Origin of the sequence: Geodermatophilus tzadiensis, assembly GCF_003002915.1 — a bacterium.
GTDB classification, from domain to species: domain Bacteria; phylum Actinomycetota; class Actinomycetes; order Mycobacteriales; family Geodermatophilaceae; genus Geodermatophilus; species Geodermatophilus tzadiensis.
Genome location: NZ_PVTG01000012.1, coordinates 145823 through 167527 on the forward strand (window position 1 = coordinate 145823; position 21705 = coordinate 167527).

The following is a 21705-nucleotide window of genomic DNA, read 5'->3' on the forward strand; positions in this document are numbered from 1 at the left end:
AGGACGAGGCGAGGAGCTCCCGATGATCACGGTCAGCGGACTGACCAAGGACTACGGCGGCCGGAGGGTCGTCGACGAGGTGTCGTTCGAGCTGGAGCCCGGCACGGTGACCGGGTTCCTCGGTCCCAACGGCGCCGGCAAGAGCACCACGATGCGGATGATCACCGGGCTGGTGCCCGCGTCATCCGGCACCGCGACGGTCGCCGGCCGCCCCTACCCGGCGCTGCCCAACCCGGGCGCGGTGATGGGCACCCTGCTCGACGCCGCCGCGGTGCACCCCGGACGCACCGGGCGGACGCACCTGCGGCTGCTGGCCTCGACCATCGGCGTCCCGGCCACGCGGGTCGACGAGGTGCTGGAGATGGTCGACCTCACCGCCGCGGGCGGACGCCGGATCGGCGGCTACTCGCTGGGCATGCGGCAGCGGCTCGGGATCGCGGCGGCGCTGCTGGCCGACCCGCCGGTGCTCATGTTCGACGAGCCGGCCAACGGCCTGGACCCGGAGGGCATCCGCTGGATGCGCGACCTCCTGCGCGGCCACGCGGCCCGCGGCGGGACCGTGCTGCTGTCGAGCCACCTGCTCGGCGAGGTCGAGCACACCGTCGACCGACTGCTGGTCATCGGCTCCGGCCGGATCGTCGCCGACGACCCCATCGGCACGCTGCTCGGCCGGGACGGGACCGCGGTGCGGGCGGCCGACCCCGCGTCCTTCGGGACGGCGCTCGCGGCCGCCGGGTTCGAGGTCCAGCACCGCGACGGCGGCGTCCTCGTCGTCCCGGGCGCGAGCCCCGACCGGATCGGCGTGCTGGCGGCGGCCGGCGGCCACGCCCTGATCGACCTGCGGCCCTCCGAGCAGGGCCTGGAGGAGCTGTTCTTCCAGCTCACCGACGCGTCATGACCGCCACCACGACCACCGCGCCCCCGACCACCCCGCACCCGACCACCCCGCCACGAGAGGCACCTGACATGAGCACCACCACCGCCCCGGCCACCGCCACCGCCGTCGTGCCGACCCCCGGGCCGACCGCCCGGCGGACCGGCCCCTCCTTCCCGGCGTTGACCGGCCTGGAGATCCGCAAGTCCCTGTCCACCCGCTCCGGCCGGTCGGTGGCCGCGCTGGCCGTGCTGGTCGGCCCGCTCGGCGTCCTGCTGGCCACCATGACCAGCGGCGGCGGGGTCGCCGCCGCGATGGCCCTCGGGATCATGGGCATGCTCATCGCCCTGGTCCTGCTCGCCCTCGGGGTGCTCTCGACCGCGGGGGAGTGGACGCACCGCAGCGTCCAGACGACCTACCTGCTCGTCCCCCAGCGGGGACGGGTGCTGGCCGCCAAGGCCGCCGCCATGGCGCTGCTCGGCCTGGTGCTCTCCTCGGTGGGCGTCGGGTTGGCCGTGGGGACGCTCGCCGCCTTCACGACCGGCGTGACGTGGTTCGCGGCCGGCCAGGCCGTGGTCGCGGTGATCGCCTCCGGGGCGGCGTTCGCGGTCATCGGCGCCGGGATCGGTGCGGCGGTGGGCAACTCGGCCGCCGCGATGACCGGGACCTACCTGACCGTGCTCGGCATCCTGCCGGTGCTGAACTCGGTGGAGCCGGAGATCGCCGCCAAGCTCGACCCGGCCGGCGCGGTCGTGACGCTCGCGCAGCACGGGGCGGCGACCACGCCGATCGCGGTGATCGCCGGCTGGGTGGTCGCCGCCACGGTCGCCGGGGTGCTGGTCACCCGCCGCCGCTCGGTCGCCTGACCCGCACGACCACTCCACGCTGAGGGGCCCCTCGACTGGGTCGAGGGGCCCCTCGGCGCGTCCTCGTCAGTCCCGGCGGCGGCCGAGGAGCCAGCCGACGAGGACGCCGAGCAGGGTGAGGCCGGCCCCGCCGAGCGCGCCGACGGCCAGGGTCTGCAGGTCGGCGGACGGCGCGGCGGCCGCGGTGCCGCCGGCCACCTGCGGCGTCGGCACCGGAGCGGCGGCCGGAGCCGGTGCCGCGGCGCCCGTCGAGCTCACCGCGGCGGCCGAGGGGCGCGGCGCGGCCGCACCGGTCAGCTCGGCGTCGACGGCGGTGAAGAACTGACCGGCCATCCGCTTGGCGACGCCGGTGATCATCCGCTGGCCCACCCCGGCGACCGGCCCGCCGACCACCGCGTCGGCGGACCAGGTGAGCGTGGTGCCCTCGTCGGACGGCGCCAGCTCGATCGTCACGGTCGCCCGCACGTTGCCCGGCGCCCCGGCCCCGGACGCGTGCATGACGTAGGACCGGGGCGGCTGCTGGTCGGACAGCCGCACCTCGCCGGCGTAGGTGCCCTTGACCGCCCCGACGCCCACCGCGACGTCCATGCGGTAGGAGTCCTCGCCGACCCGCGACAGGGACAGACACCCCGGGATCGTCCGGGCGAGCACCTCCGGGTCGGTGAGCACCCGCCAGACGTCCTCCTGGCTCCCGTGCAGCACCGCCGAGCCGTCGAGGTTCACGCCGTCGCTCCCGTCCTGCGGGTGGACGCCGCCGTCCGCTCCGCCGTGTCGTCCCGCACCAGGTCGTAGAGCTCCGACGGCGAGATCGGCATCGCCGCGACCCGCCGTCCCACCGCGTCCTCGATCGCCGACGCCAGCGCCGCCGACCCCGGGATCACCCCGGCCTCGCCGGCGCCCTTGATGCCCAGCGGGTTGAGCGGCGAGGGCGTCTGCTGGTGGTCGATGACCACGTCGGGCACCTCGGAGGCGTAGGGCACGAGGAAGTCCATGAAGGAGGCGTTCTGCAGCTGCCCGTCGGCGTCGTAGGCCATCCGCTCGTACAGTGCCCCGCCCACGCCCTGCGCGACGCCGCCGTGCACCTGCCCCTCGACGATCATCGGGTTCACCACGTTGCCGCAGTCGTGCACCACGGCGTACTGGACGACGTCGATCTCCCACGTCTGCGGGTCGATCTCGACCACCGCGGCGTGGGCGCCGGAGGCGAACGTCGAGCGCAGCGGTGAGTAGTAGTCGCGGTGCTCCAGGCCCGGCGCGTCACCCGGGGCCACCGGGGGCTTGGTGTCGTCGTGGGTGGCGAACTGCGTCGCCTGCTTGGCCGCCTCGTCGAAGGCGTAGCGCAGCGGGTTGGACAGGACGGCGACCGTCCGCAGCGGGATCGACGCCCCCGGCGTCCCCCTGACCTGCACCAGGCCCTCGTCGATCTCCAGGTCCGACGGGTCGGCCTCGAGGACGTCGGCGGCGATCCGCAGCGCCTTCTCCCGCACGCCGCGCGCGGCCAGGGCCACCGCGTTGCCGCTCATCACCGCGGCCCGGGAGGCGAAGGTGCCCACGGCGTAGCCGAAGCGGCGGGTGTCGCCGGTGTGCACCTCGACGTCCTCCATCGGCACGCCGAGCTCGGAGGCGACGATCTGCGCGAACACCGTCTCGTGTCCCTGGCCCTGCGAGGTCAGCCCGGTGGAGACCAGCACCTTGCCGCTGCCGAGCACCTGCACGTGCCCGCCCTCGTAGGGGCCGGGCCCGGTGCCCTCCACGTACAGCGCCATCCCGGCGCCGAGCAGCTTCCCGCGGCCGGCCGCCTCCGCCCGGCGCTCCTCCACCGACTCCCAGCCCACCAGCGCGGTCAGCTTCTCCAGCAGCCCCGGGTAGTCGCCGGAGTCGTAGACCACCGGCCGGCCGTCCTGGAACGTCAGGTGGTGGTCGTAGGGGAACTGGTCGGGCGTGATCAGGTTCCGCCGGCGGACCTCGGCGCGGTCGAGGCCGAGCGCGTCGGCGATGCGGTCCATCGTCCGCTCCATCGCGAAGCAGGCCTGCGGCCGCCCGGCGCCGCGGTAGGGCGTGACGATGACGGTGTTGGTGTAGAGGCTCTCGACCACCACCCGGTACACCGGGACCACGTACGGGCCGACCAGCTGGGTGGCCGTGATGATCGGCACGATGATCCCGTAGGGCGTGTAGGCGCCGTTGTCGTGCCAGACGTGCACGTCGAGCGCGGTGAGCCGGCCGTCGTCGTCGAACCCGACGGTGACCTCCTGCCGCTGCCCGCGCTCGTGCGCGCTGGAGACGAAGTGCTCGCGGCGGTCCTCGGCCCACTTCACCTCGCGGCCCAGCCGCATGGCCGCCATCGGCACCAGCAGCTCCTCGGGCCACGGGTGCACGATCTTGACGCCGAAGCCGCCGCCGACGTCGGGCGCGATGACCTCGACCCGGTCCAGCGACAGCTCCAGCTTCGCCGCGATCGCCGCGCGCACCGACGTCGAGGCCTGGGTGCTGGAGTAGACGCGCAGGCTGCCGTCGTCGGGGTCCCAGCGCGCGTGCACGCCCTTGCCCTCCAGCGGCGTGCACGCGCTGCGCTCGATGGTCTGGGTGAAGGTCAGCGTGTGCGGCGAGGCGGCCAGCGCGGGCTCGACGTCGCCGGTCTCTTGGTGGTGCCGGGCGGCGACGTTGTCCGGGACGTCGGGGTGCACGGCGTGCTCGGCGGCGCGGGCGGTGTCGATGCCGACGACGACCGGCAGCTCCTCGTAGCCCACGACGATCCGCTCGGCGGCGTCCTCGGCCACGTACCGGTCGGTGGCCACGACCATCACCACCGGCTCGCCGACGTGGTGCACCACGCCGTCGGCCAGCGGGTACCCGGTGCGCGGCGCGTGCAGCTGCGGGTGCGGGATGAGCACCGGCAGCGGCTCGGCCATCGGGCCGGTGAGGTCCTCGTAGGTGTAGATCGCGACCAGGCCCTCGACGTCGAGGGCGGCCTCGACGTCGATGTCGGTGATGCGCGCGTGCGCGTGCGGGCTGCGCACGAAGGCCGCGGCCAGCGCGCCGGCGCCGATGTCGTCGAGGTAGCGGCCCCGCCCGGTGATCAGCCGGGCGTCCTCGCGCCGGCGGACCGGCTCCCCGAACAGCTTCGTCGTCACCGGGCGTCCTCCCGCATCGTCGCGGCGGCGTGCCGGACGGCCTTCTTGATGTTCGTGTAGCCGGTGCACCGGCAGAGGTTGCCGCCGACGAGCTCGTCGACCTCCTCCTCGGTGATCTCCTCCGCCGCGTCCCGGGCCTCGAGCCCCGCGGCGATGGTCACCAGGAACCCCGGGGTGCAGAAGCCGCACTGCAGTGCGTGGCACTCGCGGAAGGCCTCCTGCACCGGGTGCAGCACCTGGCCGCCCCGGTGGTCGTCGCGGGCCAGCCCCTCCACGGTGGTCACCGCCGCGCCCTGCACCTGCACGGCGAGCACCAGGCAGGAGCGCACCGGCTCGCCGTCCACCAGTACCGTGCACGAGCCGCAGACGCCGTGCGCGCAGCCGACGTGCGTGCCGGTCAGCCCCAGGTCGTCGCGCAGCGCGTCGGCGAGCACCCGGCGCACCGGGACCCGCGCCTCCCGGGGCACACCGTTGACCGTCAGCGATACGGTCCGCTCGGTGTCGATCGAGGTCATGCGGCGGTCCTCCCGGCCGCCTCCGCGGCGGCCTCGGCGAGCGTGCGTTCGGTCAGGACCCCGACCAGCAGCCGCCGGTAGTCGGCGGTGGCGTGCAGGTCGGTGTCGGGGTCGACGAGGGTGCGGGCCAGCGCGCCGGCGGCGGCCCAGTCGGCGCTGTCGACCGGCTTGCCGGCCACCGCCTCGGTGAGGTCGTGCACCTCGGGCACCGGCCCGACCGACAGGTAGGCGGCGCGGACGGCGGCGACCCGGCGGTCCTCGTCGAGCGTGACGACGACCGCGGCCCCGCAGACGGCGTAGTCGCCCTTGCGCCGGGCGATCTCGGCGAACGCCGTCCCCGACCGCTCCGCCAGCGCGGGGAAGAAGGCGTCGACGACGACCGCCGGGCCGCTCAGCGAGGTCTCCAGCGGCCCGACGAACAGGTCCCGCCAGCCGACCTCCGCACGCCCCGATGGCCGGGCCACGGTCACCGACCCGCCGGTCAGCGCCAGCACCGCGGTGAGCTCGCCCGAGGGGTCGGCGTGCGCGATGGAGCCGACCGTCGTCCCCCGGTTGCGGATGGCCGGGTGCGCCACGTCCGCCGTCGCCCGCGCCAGCAGCGGCTGGACCTCGGCCGCGGCGGTGTCGCGCAGCAGCCCGGCGTGCCGCACCAGGGCACCCACGCGGACGCCGCCGGCGCTCGCCTCCACCCGGTCGAGCCCGGGCACCCGGTTGACGTCGACCAGCGTGGCGGGTGCGGCCAGCCGCATCGCCAGCAGCGGCAGCAGCGACTGCCCGCCGGCGAGCACCTTGGCGCCGTCGCCCTCCGCGGCGAGGACGTCGAGCGCCTCGTCGACCGACCCGGGGTCCGCGTACCGGAAGGGCGGGGGCTTCACCGCTCGCGCGTCCCCTTGGTGGTGTCGACCCCGGGCCGGGTGTCCACGCCGGGACGGGTCTCGACGCCGGGCCGGCCCACCTGGTCGACCGACGACGGGTCGGCGGTGACGGCGTGCCGCCCGGTGGACCCCAGTGCCGGTCCGGTGCCCTCGGCGAACCCGCGCTCCTCCACCAGGGCGGCCTTCATCTCCGCGGGGGCGACCGCCCGGGCGACGTGCCAGCCGACCACGACGACGATGGTGCCGAACGCGATGCCGCTGAGCGGGAAGGTGTCGGTGATCTGGAGGGTCACGTTGCCGATCGCGATGATGATCCCGGCGGCGAGCGGCACCAGGTTGATCGGGTTGGCGAAGTCGACCCGGTTCTCCTTCCAGATCTTGGCGCCGAGCAGGCCGATCATCCCGTAGAGCACGACGGTGATCCCGCCGAGCACCCCACCCGGGATGATGTTGATCAACGCGCCGAACTTCGGGCACAGGCCGAGCAGGATCGCCACGACCGCCGCGACGTAGTAGGCCGCGGTCGAGTAGACCCGGGTGGCGGCCATGACGCCGATGTTCTCGGCGTAGGTGGTGGTCGGGGACCCGCCGACCGAGGTCGCGACGACGGTGCCGACGCCGTCGGCGAAGATCGCCCGCCCCATCACCGGGTCGAGGTCGCGCTTGGTCATCGCGGCCACGGCCTTGACGTGACCGGCGTTCTCGGCGACGAGCGCGATGACCGCCGGCAGCACGAGCAGGCTGAAGTTCACCGAGAAGCTCGGCGTGGTGAGCTGGGGGAAGCCGATCCAGTCGGCCTGGCCGACGGCGTCGAAGTTGATCCGGTCGCGGGTGACGATCTCCCCGGTGCCGTCGGGCGAGGTGATCTGGCCGACGGTGACGTCGAGCAGGATCGACAGCAGGTAGCCGAACACCAGGCCCAGCAGGATGGAGATGCGGGCCCAGAACCCGCGCAGCAGCAGCGAGGCGACGATGACGAAGACCATGGTCGCCAGCGCGACCCACTGGTCCTGCGGCCAGTAGACCCCGGCCACGACCGGGGCGAGGTTGAAGCCGATGAGCATGACGACCGCGCCGGTCACGGCCGGCGGCAGCGCGGCGTTGATGGCCCGGGCCCCGACGACGTGGATGGCCACACCGACCAGCGCGAGGACGACGCCGGCGACGAGGATCGAGCCGACGACGTCGCCGGAGTCCCCGCCGTTGGCACGGATGGCCACGACGCCACCGACGAAGGCGGCGCTGGTGCCCAGGTAGCTCGGCACCCGCCCCTGCACGATGAGCAGGAAGATGATGGTCGCGACGCCGCTCATCATGATCGCGAGGTTCGCGTCGAGCCCCATGATCAGCGGGAAGACGAAGGTCGCCCCGAACATCGCGACGACGTGCTGGGCGCCGATCCCGATCGTCCGCGGCCACGACAGGCGCTCGTCGGGGGCGACGGCCTCGCCGAGCGGCGGCGTCTTGCCGCCCGCGTAGAGCTTCCACCCGAACGCCATCGGGACCTCCTCGAGGGGCTGACCAGCGGCCCGGGAGGTGCGGACGCCCCCGGGAGGCCGTCAATCTGTCACGGGGTACCGACGGGTGGAAGTGCCTCAGCGCTAAATGGTCGTGTCGTTGCCGTACCGGGTCTCTCACCGCTGAGGAACCGCCCGCTACGGTCGGCGGGGTGAGTGCACCCGCACCCGGACCGGGCGTCCGGCACGTCTCCCTGCGCGGCGGCGTCTACGCCGACTCCGTGCGGCTCATGCAGGTCAGCCGGGACGTCGGGGCGCGTGACGGGGTGACCGCCGTCCTCGTGGCCATGGCCACCCCGCTCAACGTGGAGCTCGCCGCGGGGATGGGGCTCGCGCCCGGAGAGCCGGCCTCGCCCGAGCAGCTGCTCGTCGGCATCGCCGCCACCGACGACGACGCGCTGGCCGCCGCCGTGGCCGCCGTCGACACCGCCCTCGCCGAGCGCGAGCGCTCCCGGGCGGCCGCCGACGCCCAGCCGGCCCGCACCGTCGGCGCCGCCCTGCACGACCTCGACGGCCCCTCCGCGCTGGCCGTCGTGAGCGTGCCCGGTCCCTACGCCGCGCTGGAGGCCGCCGACGCCGTCGCCGCGCGCCGCAGCGTGCTGGTGTTCTCCGACGGCGTCCCGGTCGAGCAGGAGGTCGCGCTCAAGCGGGCCGCCCGGCAGGCCGGGGTGCTCGTCATGGGCCCCGACTGCGGGACGGCGATCGTCTCCGGGGTGGCGCTCGGCTTCGCCAACGTGGTCCGCCGCGGCGCGGTCGGGGTGGTGGCGGCCTCGGGCACCGGCGCCCAGCAGGTGTCCTGCCTGCTCGACGCGGCCGGCGTCGGCGTCAGCCACGTGCTCGGCGTGGGCGGGCGCGACCTGTCCGCGGCCGTCGGCGGGCTGGCCACCCTCGACGCGTTGGCGGCCCTGGACGCCGACCCGGCCACCGAGCGGGTGCTCGTCGTCTCGAAGCCGCCGGCGCCGCCGGTGGCCGAGGCGGTGGCGCGGACGGCGGCGTCGCTGGCCACGCCGGTGCGCTCGGCGGTGCTCGGGTCCGGGACGCCCGACCTCACCGCCGTCGTCGAGGCGCTGCTGGCCGACCTCGGCGTCGCCGTCCCCGACTGGCCGTCCCGGCCGGGCAGCCGGAGCGCGCCGCCCGGCGCCGTGCTCAAGGGCCTCTACTCCGGCGGCACGCTGGCCGACGAGGCGATGCTGCTGGCCGCGCCGGTGCTCGGCGACGTCCGGTCCAACACCCCGCTGCGGCCGGAGCTCGACTGCGTCATCGACCCATCCGCCCCAGACCTGTCCGCCCGCGGGCACGTGGTCGTCGACTTCGGCGACGACGCGCTCACCGTGGGCCGCGCGCACCCGATGATCGACCCGACGCTGCGGCTGGAGGCGATCGAGCGGCTGGCCGCGTCCGGCGAGCCGGCGGTGCTGCTGCTCGACGTCGTCCTCGGCCACGGCGCCGACCCCGACCCGGCCGCGGCGCTGGCCCCGGCGCTGACGGCGGCCGGCCTGCCGGCGGTCGTCGCGCTCGTCGGCACCGAGGCCGACCCCCAGCGCTGGAGCCGCCAGGCCGACGCCCTCGCCGCGGCCGGCGCGGCCGTGTACGCCTCCAACGCGCAGGCCACCCGGCACGCGCTCGACCTGCTGGGAGCCGCCCGGTGAACCTGCTCGAGGGCCCGCCGGCCGTCGTCGCCGCGGGGGTGGACGTGTTCTCCGCCGCCCTGCGCGCCCAGGGCGCCGAGGTCACCGACGTCGACTGGCGGCCGCCCGCCTTCGGCGACCCGGGCGACCTCGCCGCGCTCGCCCTGGACCCGCGCCGCGCCGCGGCCAACCGGACGGCGGTCGAGCGGGTGCTGGCCGCCGGGTCGCGGCTGGTCGACGTCCGGCCGGCGCGGGAGACGCTGGGCCTCCCCGACCGCACGCTGCTGCACTCCGGCCCGCCGCTGACCTGGGAGGCGGCGTCGGGACCCATGCGGGGCGCGCTGATCGGAGCCTGCCTGTTCGAGGGCTGGGCGTCGACGGTCGAGGACGCCGAGGCGCTGCTGGCGTCGGGCGGCGTCGCGCTCGACCCCTGCCACCACCACTCCGCCGTCGGCCCGATGGCGGGGGTGACCAGCCCGTCCATGTGGACCTGGTGCCTGGAGGACCCGGTGAACGGCGGCCGGGCCTACTGCAACCTCAACGAGGGCCTCGGCAAGGTGCTGCGGATGGGCGCCTTCGGCGAGGAGGTGCTCACCCGGCTGGCCTGGATGCGCGACGTCCTCGGCCCGCTGCTGGCGCGCGCGGTGCGGTCGATGGCCGAGCCGCTCGACGTCAAGGCCGTGCTCGCGCAGATGCTGCAGATGGGCGACGAGGGGCACAACCGCAACCGCGCGGGCTCCCTCATGGCGCTGCGCGAGCTGGCACCGGCGCTGGTGGCCCTCGACGCGCCCTCGGCCGACGTCGCCGCGGCGCTGCGCTTCATCGGCGGCAACGAGCACTTCTTCCTCAACCTCGGCATGCCCACGGCCAAGCTCGCGATGGACGCCGCCCGCGACGTCCCCGGCTCCACGCTGGTCACGGTGCTGAGTCGCAACGGCACCGAGTTCGGCGTGCAGACGGCGGGCACCGGCGACCGCTGGTTCACCGGCCCCGCGCAGACCCCGGTGGGCCTGTTCCTCGGCGACTACGGCCCGGAGGACGCCAACCCCGACATCGGCGACTCCGCGATCATGGAGACCTACGGCGTGGGCGGGTTCGCGATGGCGGCCGCGCCGGCGATCGTGCGGTTCGTCGGCGGCACCGTGCCCGACGCGCTGGCCACCACCGAGCGGATGTACCAGCTCACCCTCGCGGAGAACCCGGCGATGGCGATCCCGGTGCTCGGCTTCCGCGGCGCCCCGACCGGCATCGACGTCCTCGCCGTGGCCCGCACCGGGTGGCTGCCGCAGATCAACACCGGCATGGCCGGGCGGGTGGCCGGCACCGGGCAGGTCGGCGCCGGGCTGGTGCAGCCGCCGCGGGAGTGCTTCGAGCAGGCGCTGGCCGCGCTGGCGCAGGAGGCCCGCGCCGCCACGGCGGCCTGAGACCCCGCGAGATCGGCGGTCTCGTGGTCATCGGCGGCTGATGGCCACGAGAGCGCCGATCTCGCGCGCTCAGGGCGGCTCAGGGCTCGAGGACGGCGACGTCGTCGGCGAAGGACAGCCGCGCCGCGGTGGCGCCCTGCAGGTCCTCCCGCGTCAGCCCGGCCACCATCTCCCGCACCAGGAACCCCTCGGCGGTGACGTCGAGGACGGCGAGGTCGGTGTAGACGCGGTCGACCACGGCGGCCGCCGTCAGCGGGTACCCGCACCGCGGCAGCAGCTTGGGCTCCCCGGCCCTCGTCGTGTGCGTCGTCATCACCAGCACCCGCTTCGCGCCGACGGCGAGGTCCATCGCCCCGCCCACGGCCGGCGGGTGCGTGGCGTCGTCGGTGGCCCAGTTGGCCAGGTCGCCGGTCTCGGACACCTGGAAGGCGCCCAGCACGGTCACGTCCACGTGCCCGCCGCGCATCATCAGGAAGGCGTCGGTGTGGTGGAAGAACGCCCCGCCGGGCAGCAGGGTCACCGGCTGCTTGCCGGCGTTGATCAGCTCGGGGTCCTCCTCGCCGGGCGCCGGCGCCGGGCCCATGCCGAGGATGCCGTTCTCCGAGTGGTAGACGACCTCCTTGTCGTCCCCGACGCAGTCGGCCACCAGCGTGGGCAGGCCGATGCCGAGGTTGACGTAGGCGCCGTCGGGGATGTCGCGGGCGATCCGCCGGGCGACCGCCCGCACGTCGAGGCACAGCTCCCGGCCCCTCACGCCGCACCCACCCGCACGACGCGGTCGACGAAGATCCCCGGCGTCACGATCACCTCGGGGTCCAGCTCGCCGAGCTCGACGAACTCGTCCACCTGGACGACGGTCAGCGTCGCGGCCGCGGCCATCGTCGGGCCGAAGTTGCGGGCCGCCGTCCGGTACACCAGGTTGCCCCAGCGGTCGGCGCGCGCGGCCTTGACCAGGGCGACGTCGCCGGGCAGGGGCTCCTCGAACACGTGCCGACGTCCGCCGATCACGCGCACCTCCTTGCCCTCGGCGAGCCGGGAGTCGGCGCCGGTCGGGGTGAAGAACCCGCCCAGACCGGCCGCGGCGGCCCGCATCCGCTCGCTGAGCGTGCCCTGCGGCACCAGCTCGAGCTCCACCTCGCCGGCCCGCCAGCGCTCCTCGAACCAGACCGACCCGGTCGACCTCGGGTACGAGCAGACGATCCGGCGCACCCGCCGCTCACGCAGCAGCGCGGCGACGTCGGTCTCGCCGGAGCCGGCGTTGTTGGTCACCACGGTGAGGTCGGTGGTGCCCTGGTCGAGCAGCGCGTGCACCAGCTCCACCGGGACGCCGGACGCGCCGAAGCCGCCGACCAGCACGGTCGCGCCGTCCTCGATGCCCGCGACGGCGTCGGCCAGCGACGCGACCCGCTTGTCGATCATCCGCACCCCGCTCGCCCGTGGTTGGTCCCCGCACGCTAACCGGGTGGCGTCCCGCCGGTGCGACCCGCAGGCTCCCGGGGTGGGCCGGGGCGGGGGCGACGACGTCGTCCGCGTCAGCAAGCGGCTGTCCTCCGTGCTCCGGCACCGGCCCGACAGCGTGGGACTGGTCCTCGACGACGCCGGCTGGGTCGACGTCGACGCGTTGCTGGCCGCCCTCGCCGCGCACGGCCTGCCGCTCACCCGGGCGGAGCTGGACCGCGTCGTGGCGGGCAACGACAAGCGGCGGTTCGCCTACGACGGCAGCGGCCGCCGGATCCGGGCCAGCCAGGGCCACAGTGTCCCGGTCGCGCTCGGCTACGCCGCCGAGCAGCCGCCCGACGTGCTCTTCCACGGCACGCCCCGGCGCGCCCTGCCGGCGGTGCTCGCCGAGGGGCTGCGGCCGGGCCGGCGGCACGCGGTGCACCTGAGCGCCGACGAACCGACCGCCCGGGCGGTGGGGGCGCGCCGCGGTCCCGCCGCCGTCCTGCGCGTCGACGCCGCCGGGCTGGCCGCCACCGGGGCGGTGTTCACCCGCTCGGCCAACGGGGTGTGGCTGGTCGACGCGGTGCCCCCGGCCTTCCTCGCCGTCCTCGACGGCTGATCAGCCGGGCAGGCGGACGGCGAGCACCGCGACGTCGTCGTGCAGGGTGCCGACCAGCCCGGCGAGCAGGCCGTCGACGACGGCGTCGAGGGGCTCGGCCGCCCGGCGCCGCAGCCCGGTCAGCAGCCAGTCGGTGCCCTCGTCGAGGTCCCGGTCGCGCCGCTCGACGAGGCCGTCGGTGTAGAGCAGCAGGGTGTCGCCGGGCAGGAGCAGCAGGTCGTCGTCGCTGCGGCGGCTGCCCGGCTCGACGCCCAGCAGCCGCTCCGGCCGGCGCTCGAGGAGGCGCACCGTGCCGTCCGCGCCGGCCAGCACCGGGGGCGGGTGCCCGGCGTTGGACCAGCACAGCGCCACGCCGTCCGCGGTGGGGGTGAGCACGGCGACGACGGCGGTCACCAGCGCGGGCGCCCCCAGCCGCGCCAGGACGTCGTCCAGGGTGTCCAGCACCCGTGCGGGCGAGGGAGCCGGGCCCGCGGTGGCGGCGACCGCGCGCAGCATGCCCCGCACCTCGGCCATGGCGGCCGCGGCCCGCGCGTCGTGGCCGGCGACGTCGCCGACGACCAGCACGGTGGCACCGCCGCCTGCGGGGAAGGCGTCGTACCAGTCGCCGCCGATGCGGGCGCTGCGGACGGCCGGCAGGTAGCGGGCCGCGGTCTGCAGGCCCGGCACCGCGGGCGGGAGGCCGAGCAGGTGCTGTTGCAGGACGGCCGCGGCGTCCAGCTCCGCCTGCGCGGTCGCCGCCTCGGCGGTCACCCGGGCGAGGTCGGCCTCGCGCCGCAGCCGCAGCCCACACGCGGCCACGGCGAGGGCGGCGGTGCCGGTCACCGCGAGCAGCCGGACCGCCTGGGCCGCCGCGGCGGCGCCGGTGTACTGCTCGTCGTGGACGCCCAGCAGCGCGGCGGTCAGCACGGCCAGCACGCCGTGGACGGCGGTCGCCCGCCGCCCGGTGACCGTGGCGGCCACCAGCGGCGGGGCCGCCAGCAGGCCGATCAGCACACCCTCGCGCCCGATGACCAGGTCGAGGACCAGAACGGCGACGAGGAGCCCCGCGGGGAGCGCGTTCGACCGGATCGCCCTGTCCACTGCGACGGCCTCCGTGTGGTCCCCTGCGCGCGGCGGTGCCGAGCGTAGGCCGGGCCGGTCGGCGCACCCGCACCGGCGCACGGCGTGCCCCCGGGCCTGGACGCCGTCGTCGCCCTGCCGGTGACCGGCTGCGCCGGCGTGCGCGTCGGCCTCGACGCCGGCCTGCGCGCCGGTGGGTGGGACTTCGCCATCACCAGCGACTGGACCGACGCCGAGGCCTACCGCGGCTACGACCTCGACGAGCGGCACGACCGCGTCCGCCGCGAGCTGTTCGATCCCTTCTGCGAGCAGATCGCCCGCGTGCAGTTCGTGCTCTGAGCCTGCGTCAGGCCTTCACGATCGCGGCGACGGGGCCGCCGCCCGAGGGGCCCTGGTGCACCGCGGCCACCGAGACGAACACCGCCGGGTCGCCGGTCACCGACGCCGCCACGCCGCCCACGGTCGCCTTGATCTGCCGGTGCCAGAAGACGTCGGAGTCGTCGAGCATCGCGTTGCGGCGGCCGCGGACGTAGCCGGTCGGGTCGGCCTCGCACTTGAGGAAGACGTTGACCAGCCGGTCGCCGAGGTCCGAGGGGTGCGGCCGCTCGGGCAGCTCCAGGCCGGCGTCGCGGATGGCGTTCCAGATGCCGTCCTGGTCGAGGGCGTCCCTCATCACCGAGTGGCCGATCCGGTAGTCCCCGCCGTGCCCGCGGGCGTTGCCGACGACGACGATCTGCGCCCGGTCGAGCTCCACGCCCGAGGAGCACGACGCGACCGCGCTGAACAGCGACAGGTCGCGCATGACCTGCTCCTGCGTCGGCATCTCGATCTCGCCGAGCGCCACCGCGATGCCCAGCGCCGTCGTCCCGTTGGACAGGTCCATCGAGCCGTGCGGCTCGTCGTAGTAGGTGTCCTTGCCGCGGGCCTTGGCGTCGCGGATGGTCTCGATGGTCAGCAGCGGGGTCTTGGTCTGCACGTAGTGGACGTCGGCGGGGTCGGTGATCCCGGCGGCCGCCATCGCCCGGCGCACGCCCTCGGCGACCTTCTCCACCATCGCGATGCGGCCGATGTCCTCCGGCAGCAGCACGTCGCTCATCGCGTAGCCCACGGTCAGCCGCGGCTCGTCGGTCTTCTCCACGGCGTCCTCGGGCAGCGTGGCGAAGACCGTCGCGTGCGGGCTGATGACGCCGTCGGTGCCGCCGGACCACACGATCGGGATCTCACCGACCTCCTCCTTCGACCGGCTGCCCTTCTCGAGCAGCACCTCGCGGAAGGCGCGGTCGGCGATGATGCGGGTGTAGTCGTTGACGCCGCCGTTGCCCTCCGTCTTGCCGATGACGGCGACGACCCGGTCGGCTTCCATGACGCCCTCGTCGATGAGCTTCGCCAGCTCGGAGGCGTCGCTGACGTTGTGCAGAGGGACCTTGCGGACCTCGATCGGTGCGGGCACCTGTTCCTCATTCCTATGCGGTGAGCACGGTGCCGACGGCGTCGCCGGTGACGGCGTCGGCGATGGTGTCGAGCGAGGTGACGACGGCGCGTCGGGGCGGGGCGAGGCCGTCGACCGGACCCTCCACGAAGCGCAGGGCGGCCTCGACCTTCGGGCCCATGGAGCCGCCGTCGAACTCGCCGGCGGCGGCGTGCGCCCGCAGCTCGGCGGGGGTGACCCGGCCCAGCGGCCGGGCCGCGTCGGTGCCCCAGCCGACGACGACGTGCGGGACGTCGGTGGCGACGACGAGGGTGTCCGCGCCGAGCTCGCGGGCCAGCAGCGCGGCGGTGAGGTCCTTGTCGACGACGGTCTCGACCCCGTGCAGCGGCGCGCCCTCGACCACCGGCACCCCGCCGCCGCCGGCGCACACGACGACGAACCCGGCGGCGACGAGGGCCGCGATCGCGGGCGCGTCGACCACCGACCGCGGCTCGGGCGAGGCCACCACGCGCCGCCAGCCGCGCGGGCCGCGGTCCTGCCAGTGCTGGCCGAGCGCGGTGAAGCGGGCGGCCTCGGCCGCGGGCAGGTAGCGGCCCACCGGCTTGGACGGCGCGGCGAAGTGCGGGTCGTCGGCGTCGACGAGGGTGCGGGTGACCAGGGCCGCCGTCCGCCGGTCCAGCCCGCGCGCGGCCAGGGCGGCGTCGAGCTCGTCGGCGAGGGTGAAGCCGACCGTGGCCTGGGTCTGCGCCACGCACCAGTCCAGCGGCACGGGCGGCACCACCGCGGCGGCCATCTCGTTCTTGACCAGCAGGTTCCCCACCTGGGGACCGTTGCCGTGGGTGAGCACCACCTCGACGCCCGCGGCCACGACCGCGGCCACCGCCTCAGCCGCCACCGCGAGCGCCGCCCGCTGCGCGGCCGGCGTCGCCGAGCCGTCGGGACCGGTCATCGCGTTGCCGCCCAGGGCGATCACGGCGCGGCGGGAGGTCACCCCGCGCACCGTAGCCGGAGATCTCTCAGCGCTGAAGTACCCGGCAGGACGGGGCGCTCCCCACCGGGCCCACCGCTGCGGGACGATCGGGACAGCGGGGGTCGTCAGGAGGGAGACGACGGTGCGCGTCCACTTCGACTTCGACACCCGCGCCACCCCGGCGCAGGTCCGCGAGGCGTTCACCGACGTGGGCGAGCGGCGGCTCGAGGTGTGGTCGAAGAGCCTGGACCCGGCGAGGTACGAGGTCCGTGACGCGGGCGAGGGGTGGGCCGTCGTCCGCGAGGGCAGCGCCGGCGTCCCGTTCTGGGTGCTGCTGCGCTACGAGTGGCCGACGCCGGACCGGGTGACCTGGACGCTCCTCGACAGCGACCACTGCGACCGCGGGACGGGGGACATCCGGATCAGCCCGCGGGACGACGGCGGCAGCCACGTCGACGTCACCATGCACCACTCCCGGGGCCGGGGACTGCGGGGCCGGGCCGTGCTGCTGGTCCAGGGTCTGGTCGCCCCGCGCGCGCTGCCCCGGGTGTGGCGCGCCGCACTGGACCGCCTGGCCGCCTGAGTCAGCGCAGCGGAGCAGGCGGCGCGTCCCCGTCGCCGAGCGGTCGCTGGGCGAAGGCGACGTCGTGCCAGCGGCCGTCCTTCCAGCCGATCCGGGGGAAGGTGCCCACCGGCCGGAACCCCAGGGCGCGGTGGAACGCCTCGCTGGCCTCGTTGGGCAGCGTCATCCCGGCGACCGCCGTGCGGTACCCGCGGTCGGCCAGCCGCTGCAGCAGCGCCTCGTAGAGCGCGCGCCCGCCGCCGCCGCGCCGCCGTCCGGGCTCGAGGTAGACGCTCACCTCGCACGACCACTGCCACGCCGTCCGCGTCCGGAACGGGCCGCCGTAGGCGTAGCCGACGACGCGGCCGTCCTCCTCCAGCACCAGCCAGGCGTGCGACCCCTGCGCGGCGGTGATCCGGCGGCCCATCTCGGCGGGCGACGGCGGCTCGGCCTCGAAGCTGACGGCGGTGCCGGTCACGTAGGGCGCGTAGACGGCCGCGCAGGCCGCGGCGTCGCCGTCCGTGGCGTCGCGGACGACGACCGCCACGTCAGCGGCGCCAGAAGTCGAACCGGTCCCGGCCGGGACGGAAGCCGGCGGCCTCGACGACGTCGACGGCGAGGTCGAAGCGCTGCCCCACGGCGGCCGACTGGTGGGCGTCGCTGCCGAAGCTCACCGCCTCGCCGCCCTCCTCGCGGAACCAGCGCACCTGGTCGGCCGACGCGAGCGGGCTGCTGGTGTTGACCTCCAGGGCCCGGCCGGTGCCGGCGAGCGCGCGGAACACCGCCCGGTACTCCTCCTCGTAGTCCTTCTCCACGTAGCGGTGCTGGCCGCCGGGCCAGTACCGCCGGGGGAAGTCGACGTGCGCCAACACCTGGAAGACGTCGCTGCTCTCGACCATCTCCACGACCTCGCCGAGGTAGCGGCGCATCGTGGCGTCGGCGTCCTGGTACAGCAGCTGCCCGACCCCGTAGAGGCGGTCGCCGTCATGCAGGGAGTGCAGCGAGCCGAGCACCCGGTCGACCGGCGCGTCGCGCAGGTGCGCGGCGACGCTGGCGGAGAACAGGTGCGGCTCGCCGGCCTCGACGCCGGACCAGATGCGCAGCTCCGGGTAGCGGTCGCGCACCTCGGCGAGCTCGGCCCAGTAGCCCTCGGTGTCGATGGGCTGGTGGCGCGAGGCGTGCCGGTCGACCAGCCCGAGCGTGGTGGCCCGGTCGTCGGGACCCCACACCGTGAAGTCGAGGTGCTCGGTGAAGGCGATCGCCGGGAGACCCAGCGCCACCGCCTTCTCGCAGGCCCGTGCCATCGTGACGGAGCTGGGCGTGTCCCAGGACCACCCGGTGTGCACGTGGTTGTCCGGTGGCCGCATCGTCCCCATCCTGCCCGTCGTCCCCAGGTCCCGCGCGCAGGGGTCGGTCCGTCGGGGTCCACACCTAGTGTCGGGGGCATGAGCACCGCCGCGCCGACGTCCGACCTCGCCACCGAGGCCCTCGAGGTCCTGCGGGAGCTGACCGGCCGCCCCGACGCGGCGTTCCGCGAGGGTCAGGACGCCGCCGTCGCCGCGCTGGTCGAGCGCTCCGAGCGGGCGCTGGTCGTGCAGCGCACCGGGTGGGGCAAGTCGGCGGTGTACTTCGTCTCCACCGCGCTGCTGCGCCGCCGCGGCGCCGGCCCGACGCTGCTGGTCAGCCCGCTGCTGGCGCTGATGCGCGACCAGGTCGCCGCCGCCGCGCGGGCCGGCATCCGCGCCGTGGAGATCTCCAGCGCCAACGCCACCGAGTGGGACGACGTCGCACAGGCGCTGGCCGCCGACGACGTCGACGTGCTGCTGGTCTCCCCGGAGCGGCTGACCAACCCGCGCTTCCGGGAGGAGCAGCTGCCCGGCCTGGTCGCCCGCTGCGGCCTGCTCGTCGTCGACGAGGCGCACTGTGTCTCCGACTGGGGGCACGACTTCCGGCCCGACTACCGCCGCATCCGCGACCTGCTGGGCACCTTGCCGACCGGCACCCCGGTCCTGGCGACGACGGCCACCGCGAACGAGCGCGTCGTCGCCGACGTCGCCGAGCAGCTCGGCGCCGGCGGGGTCGGGGTGACCACCGTCCGCGGCCCGCTCGCCCGCGACTCGCTGCGCCTGGGCGTCCTGCGGCTGCCCACCGACCGCGCCCGGCTGGCCTGGCTGGCCGCCCACCTCGGCGACCTGCCGGGCAGCGGCATCGTCTACACGCTCACCGTGTCGGCGGCCGAGGAGACGGCGTCGCTGCTGCGCGACGCCGGGCACGACGTGCGCGCCTACACCGGCCGCCTCGACGACGCCGACCGCAAGGACGCCGAGGAGGCGCTGCGGGAGAACCGGGTCAAGGCGCTGGTCGCCACGTCGGCGCTGGGCATGGGCTTCGACAAGCCCGACCTGGGCTTCGTCGTGCACCTGGGGGCGCCGTCCTCGCCGGTCAGCTACTACCAGCAGGTGGGCCGTGCCGGCCGCGCCGTCGAGCACGCCGACGTGCTGCTCCTGCCCGGCCCCGAGGACCTCGCCATCTGGCAGTGGTTCGCCACCTCCTCCATGCCGCGGGAGGACCACGCCGCCGCCGTCCTGTCGGCGATGGCCGACGGGAAGGCGTGGTCGGTGGCGCGGCTGGAGACGGTGGCCGACGTCCGCCGGTCCCGCCTCGAGCTGCTGCTCAAGGTGCTCGCCGTCGACGGCGCGGTGGAGCGGGTGCAGGGCGGCTGGCGGTCCACCGGCCGGCCGTGGGTCTACGACGCCGACCGCTACGCCCGCGTCGCCCGCACCCGGGAGGCCGAGCAGCGGGCGATGATCGCCTACGCGAGGCCGGTCGAGGAGGCCCGCTGCCGGATGGCCTTCCTCCAGGAGGCGCTCGACGACCCGACCGCCGCCCCCTGCGGCCGCTGCGACGTCTGCGCCGGCCCCTGGTACCCGACCGAGGTCCCCGCGGGGGCCGCCGAGGCCGCCTCCGCGGCGCTCGACCGCCCCGGAGTGGAGCTGGCGCCCCGCGCGCAGTGGCCCACCGGCGCCGACCGGCTCGGCGTCTCGGTCAAGGGCAGGATCGCGCCCGCCGAGCAGGTGGACCCCGGCCGCGCCGTCGCCCGGCTCACCGACCTGGGCTGGGGTCAGCGGCTGCGCACCCTGCTCGGCGACGACGGCGTCGGCGGCACGGTGGACCTCGAGGCCCCCGGCCTGGAGGAGGACCCGGACGCCGCCTTCGACGTGCCGGTGCGGCGGGCGCCCTCCGACGTCCCCCCGGACGACGAGCTGCTGCGGGCCTGCGGCCGGGTGCTGGGCGCCTGGGACTGGGCCGAGCGGCCCGCAGCGGTGGTGGCGGTGCCCTCGCGGCGCCGGCCCCGCCTGGTGGCCGGGGTGGCGCAGGGGCTGGCCCGGCTCGGCCGGCTGCCCTACCTCGGAGAGCTGTCGCTCGCACAGGGGGGACCGACCGGCGGCCCGGGCGGCAACAGCGCCTTCCGGCTGGCCGGGGTGTGGCAGCGGCTCGTCGTCGGCCCGGAGCTGCGTGCCCGCCTCGACGAGCTCGGTCCGGTACCGGTCCTGCTGGTCGACGACCTCGCCGACTCGCGTTGGACGATGACGGTCGCCGGCCGGGAGCTGCGGCTGGCCGGCGCCTCCCGGGTGCTGCCCTTCGCGCTCGCGCTGAGCGCGTAGGACTCGTACACGCGTTCGATCGGCGCTAGCCTCCGGCCATGTCGCTCGTGCACCAGCCGTCGATCTTCGACGTCGCCGAGGAGGCCGCGCTCACGCCCCTGGCCGGCCGGGTCGTGCGGCACCGGCTCAGCCGCGGCGCGTGGGTCGACCACCTGCCGGGCTGGGTGACCGGCTCCGACGCGGTCCTCGACGTGCTGCTCGGTGACATCGGCTGGCGGGCCGACCGGCGGCAGATGTACGACCGCGAGGTCGCCGTCCCCCGCCTGCTGCGCTGGTACGGCCGGGGCGAGGAGCTGCCGCACCCCCTGCTCACGGAGGCCCGCACGGCGCTCGACGCGCACTACGCGCTCGAGCTCGGCGAGCCGTTCGTCTCCGCCGGCATGTGCCTGTACCGGGACGGACGGGACAGCGTCGCCTGGCACGGCGACCGCCTGGGCCGCAGCCGCACGCACGACACGATGGTGGCGATCGTGTCCTTCGGCTCGCCGCGACCGCTGCTGCTGCGGCCGGTCGGGGCCGGCGAGGCGCTCCGCTTCCCGCTGGGCCACGGCGACCTCGTCGTGATGGGTGGCTCCTGTCAGCGCACCTGGGAGCACTGCATCCCCAAGACGACCAGGCCGGTGGGCCCCCGGGTGAGCGTGCAGTTCCGCCCGGCCGGCGTGGCCTGAGCGGCCACCGGCCGCCTCGTCCCGAGGTGTGTCCGGCGGCACCTCCGACCCCCGTGCACGACCCCTCCGGAGGCGTGTATGGTCCTCTCTGCACCGAGCGAGAACGGACCGGGCCGCCAGCCTGGTCAACCGCCTCTCAGACCCCCGCGGTCGGGGGTTGCGGAGCCCGGTGTACAGTGGAGACACCGCCTCGAACGAAGGCCGAAAAGGCCGGAGTACGAGCGCGTCCGCTCCTTGAGAACTCAACAGCGTGCCGAAAGTCAGTGCCAAGTAGTAACCCCGTCCCGGGCCTTGAGTGGTCTGGGTGGGATTCCTTTGGTTGATGGACCCGAGTGTCAGCTCGGGGTTCTCGCCAGGGATCGAATGCATCTACGGAGAGTTTGATCCTGGCTCAGGACGAACGCTGGCGGCGTGCTTAACACATGCAAGTCGAACGCTGAACCCCGCTTGCGGGGGGATG

At 75.5% G+C, this 21705-nt stretch carries 21 protein-coding genes and 1 rRNA gene; 10 read left to right on the forward strand and 12 right to left on the reverse strand.

The genetic code is table 11. The features are described 5' to 3' along the window. The first annotated feature begins 22 nt into the window (after positions 1-22). Both LY71_RS16045 and LY71_RS16050 read left to right on the forward strand, forming a co-directional pair. The gene (locus tag LY71_RS16045) at positions 23-898 is read left to right on the forward strand and encodes an ATP-binding cassette domain-containing protein (protein WP_106279426.1); all 876 of its coding nucleotides are present in this window, start codon (positions 23-25) and stop codon (positions 896-898) included. Positions 899-966: 68 nt separating this feature from the next. Continuing rightward, positions 967-1740 (forward strand): hypothetical protein, encoded by a 774-nt coding sequence (locus LY71_RS16050; RefSeq protein WP_106279428.1) that lies wholly within the window; start codon positions 967-969, stop codon positions 1738-1740. Between the two features lie 66 nt (positions 1741-1806). Here the strand turns inward: LY71_RS16050 and LY71_RS16055 are convergent, their stop codons facing one another. Genes LY71_RS16055 through LY71_RS16075 form a run of 5 tightly spaced genes read right to left on the reverse strand, consistent with a single transcriptional unit; the run spans position 1807 to position 7763 of the window. Beyond that, positions 1807-2463 (reverse strand): SRPBCC family protein, encoded by a 657-nt coding sequence (locus LY71_RS16055; RefSeq protein WP_106279430.1) that lies wholly within the window; start codon positions 2461-2463, stop codon positions 1807-1809. After that, the gene (cutA, locus tag LY71_RS16060; protein ID WP_106279432.1) at positions 2460-4874 is read right to left on the reverse strand and encodes an aerobic carbon-monoxide dehydrogenase large subunit; all 2415 of its coding nucleotides are present in this window, start codon (positions 4872-4874) and stop codon (positions 2460-2462) included. The genes LY71_RS16055 and cutA overlap by 4 nt, the downstream gene beginning before the upstream one ends. Continuing rightward, the gene (locus tag LY71_RS16065; protein WP_106279434.1) at positions 4871-5389 is read right to left on the reverse strand and encodes a (2Fe-2S)-binding protein; all 519 of its coding nucleotides are present in this window, start codon (positions 5387-5389) and stop codon (positions 4871-4873) included. Before LY71_RS16065 ends, cutA begins: the two co-directional genes overlap by 4 nt. Next, entirely contained in the window at positions 5386-6264 is an 879-nt protein-coding gene (locus tag LY71_RS16070) for an FAD binding domain-containing protein (RefSeq protein ID WP_106279436.1), read from the reverse strand. Before LY71_RS16070 ends, LY71_RS16065 begins: the two co-directional genes overlap by 4 nt. Next, entirely contained in the window at positions 6261-7763 is a 1503-nt protein-coding gene (locus tag LY71_RS16075) for a uracil-xanthine permease family protein (RefSeq protein WP_106279438.1), read from the reverse strand. The genes LY71_RS16070 and LY71_RS16075 overlap by 4 nt, the downstream gene beginning before the upstream one ends. Before the next feature lie 170 nt (positions 7764-7933). On the opposite strand from LY71_RS16075, the gene LY71_RS24510 reads away from it, so the two are divergent. Together LY71_RS24510 and LY71_RS16085 are read left to right on the forward strand one after the other, a co-directional pair. Beyond that, the gene (locus LY71_RS24510) at positions 7934-9430 is read left to right on the forward strand and encodes an AllF/FdrA family protein (RefSeq protein WP_281261616.1); all 1497 of its coding nucleotides are present in this window, start codon (positions 7934-7936) and stop codon (positions 9428-9430) included. After that, on the forward strand, positions 9427-10833 hold the full coding sequence (locus tag LY71_RS16085) for a YlbE family protein (protein ID WP_106279440.1): 1407 nt from the start codon (positions 9427-9429) through the stop codon (positions 10831-10833). Before LY71_RS24510 ends, LY71_RS16085 begins: the two co-directional genes overlap by 4 nt. Positions 10834-10912: 79 nt before the next feature. Here the strand turns inward: LY71_RS16085 and LY71_RS16090 are convergent, their stop codons facing one another. Further along, positions 10913-11587: a 3-oxoacid CoA-transferase subunit B gene (locus LY71_RS16090; protein WP_245887938.1), complete on the reverse strand. Its 675-nt coding sequence runs from the start codon at positions 11585-11587 to the stop codon at positions 10913-10915. Next, positions 11584-12252: a 3-oxoacid CoA-transferase subunit A gene (locus LY71_RS16095; RefSeq protein WP_106279442.1), complete on the reverse strand. Its 669-nt coding sequence runs from the start codon at positions 12250-12252 to the stop codon at positions 11584-11586. The genes LY71_RS16090 and LY71_RS16095 overlap by 4 nt, the downstream gene beginning before the upstream one ends. Positions 12253-12295: 43 nt before the next feature. Here LY71_RS16095 and LY71_RS16100 point away from each other — a divergent pair, with 43 nt between their 5' ends. Further along, positions 12296-12892 carry an RNA 2'-phosphotransferase gene (locus LY71_RS16100; protein ID WP_245887939.1) on the forward strand — a complete coding sequence of 199 codons (597 nt, stop codon included), beginning with the start codon at positions 12296-12298 and terminating at the stop codon, positions 12890-12892. Here LY71_RS16100 and LY71_RS16105 read toward each other — a convergent pair whose 3' ends face one another. Next, positions 12893-13972 (reverse strand): PP2C family protein-serine/threonine phosphatase, encoded by a 1080-nt coding sequence (locus tag LY71_RS16105; RefSeq protein WP_106279444.1) that lies wholly within the window; start codon positions 13970-13972, stop codon positions 12893-12895. It lies immediately after the preceding gene. An 84-nt stretch (positions 13973-14056) separates the two neighbouring features. On the opposite strand from LY71_RS16105, the gene LY71_RS16110 reads away from it, so the two are divergent. Then, positions 14057-14290 (forward strand): antibiotic biosynthesis monooxygenase family protein, encoded by a 234-nt coding sequence (locus LY71_RS16110; protein WP_106279446.1) that lies wholly within the window; start codon positions 14057-14059, stop codon positions 14288-14290. Positions 14291-14297: 7 nt separating this feature from the next. On the opposite strand, the gene bar is transcribed toward LY71_RS16110, so the two are convergent. Next, positions 14298-15401 carry a barbiturase gene (gene bar / locus LY71_RS16115; protein ID WP_106279448.1) on the reverse strand — a complete coding sequence of 368 codons (1104 nt, stop codon included), beginning with the start codon at positions 15399-15401 and terminating at the stop codon, positions 14298-14300. Between the two features lie 13 nt (positions 15402-15414). Further along, the gene (locus LY71_RS16120) at positions 15415-16371 is read right to left on the reverse strand and encodes a carbamate kinase (protein ID WP_106279451.1); all 957 of its coding nucleotides are present in this window, start codon (positions 16369-16371) and stop codon (positions 15415-15417) included. 121 nt (positions 16372-16492) lie between these two features. Here LY71_RS16120 and LY71_RS16125 point away from each other — a divergent pair, with 121 nt between their 5' ends. Beyond that, a complete protein-coding gene (locus LY71_RS16125; RefSeq protein ID WP_106279453.1) occupies positions 16493-16933 on the forward strand; it encodes an SRPBCC family protein in 441 nt (146 codons plus the stop codon). A 1-nt stretch (position 16934) separates the two neighbouring features. Here the strand turns inward: LY71_RS16125 and LY71_RS16130 are convergent, their stop codons facing one another. Together LY71_RS16130 and LY71_RS16135 are read right to left on the reverse strand one after the other, a co-directional pair. After that, positions 16935-17459: a GNAT family N-acetyltransferase gene (locus tag LY71_RS16130; RefSeq protein ID WP_106279455.1), complete on the reverse strand. Its 525-nt coding sequence runs from the start codon at positions 17457-17459 to the stop codon at positions 16935-16937. Between the two features lies 1 nt (position 17460). Beyond that, positions 17461-18279: a PHP domain-containing protein gene (locus LY71_RS16135; protein WP_106279457.1), complete on the reverse strand. Its 819-nt coding sequence runs from the start codon at positions 18277-18279 to the stop codon at positions 17461-17463. A gap of 78 nt (positions 18280-18357) precedes the next feature. Here LY71_RS16135 and LY71_RS16140 point away from each other — a divergent pair, with 78 nt between their 5' ends. The 3 genes from LY71_RS16140 to LY71_RS16150 form a co-directional block, all read left to right on the forward strand. Next, positions 18358-20577, forward strand: a complete 2220-nt coding sequence (locus LY71_RS16140; RefSeq protein ID WP_106279460.1) for a RecQ family ATP-dependent DNA helicase — start codon at positions 18358-18360, stop codon at positions 20575-20577. A gap of 38 nt (positions 20578-20615) precedes the next feature. Beyond that, positions 20616-21245, forward strand: a complete 630-nt coding sequence (locus LY71_RS16145) for an alpha-ketoglutarate-dependent dioxygenase AlkB (protein WP_106279462.1) — start codon at positions 20616-20618, stop codon at positions 21243-21245. A 368-nt stretch (positions 21246-21613) separates the two neighbouring features. Continuing rightward, a 16S ribosomal RNA gene (locus LY71_RS16150) occupies positions 21614-21705 on the forward strand; the annotation flags it as partial.

Bases quoted from the DNA above. Each gene is read 5' to 3' on its own strand.
- LY71_RS16045 (WP_106279426.1), top strand. From the start codon at position 23: ATGATCACGGTCAGCGGACTGACCAAGGACTACGGCGGCCGGAGGGTC.
- LY71_RS16050 (WP_106279428.1), top strand. From the start codon at position 967: ATGAGCACCACCACCGCCCCGGCCACCGCCACCGCCGTCGTGCCGACC.
- LY71_RS16065 (WP_106279434.1), bottom strand. From the start codon at position 5,389: ATGACCTCGATCGACACCGAGCGGACCGTATCGCTGACGGTCAACGGT.
- LY71_RS16075 (WP_106279438.1), bottom strand. From the start codon at position 7,763: ATGGCGTTCGGGTGGAAGCTCTACGCGGGCGGCAAGACGCCGCCGCTC.
- LY71_RS16095 (WP_106279442.1), bottom strand. From the start codon at position 12,252: ATGATCGACAAGCGGGTCGCGTCGCTGGCCGACGCCGTCGCGGGCATC.
- LY71_RS16135 (WP_106279457.1), bottom strand. From the start codon at position 18,279: ATGCGGCCACCGGACAACCACGTGCACACCGGGTGGTCCTGGGACACG.
- LY71_RS16140 (WP_106279460.1), top strand. From the start codon at position 18,358: ATGAGCACCGCCGCGCCGACGTCCGACCTCGCCACCGAGGCCCTCGAG.
- LY71_RS16145 (WP_106279462.1), top strand. From the start codon at position 20,616: ATGTCGCTCGTGCACCAGCCGTCGATCTTCGACGTCGCCGAGGAGGCC.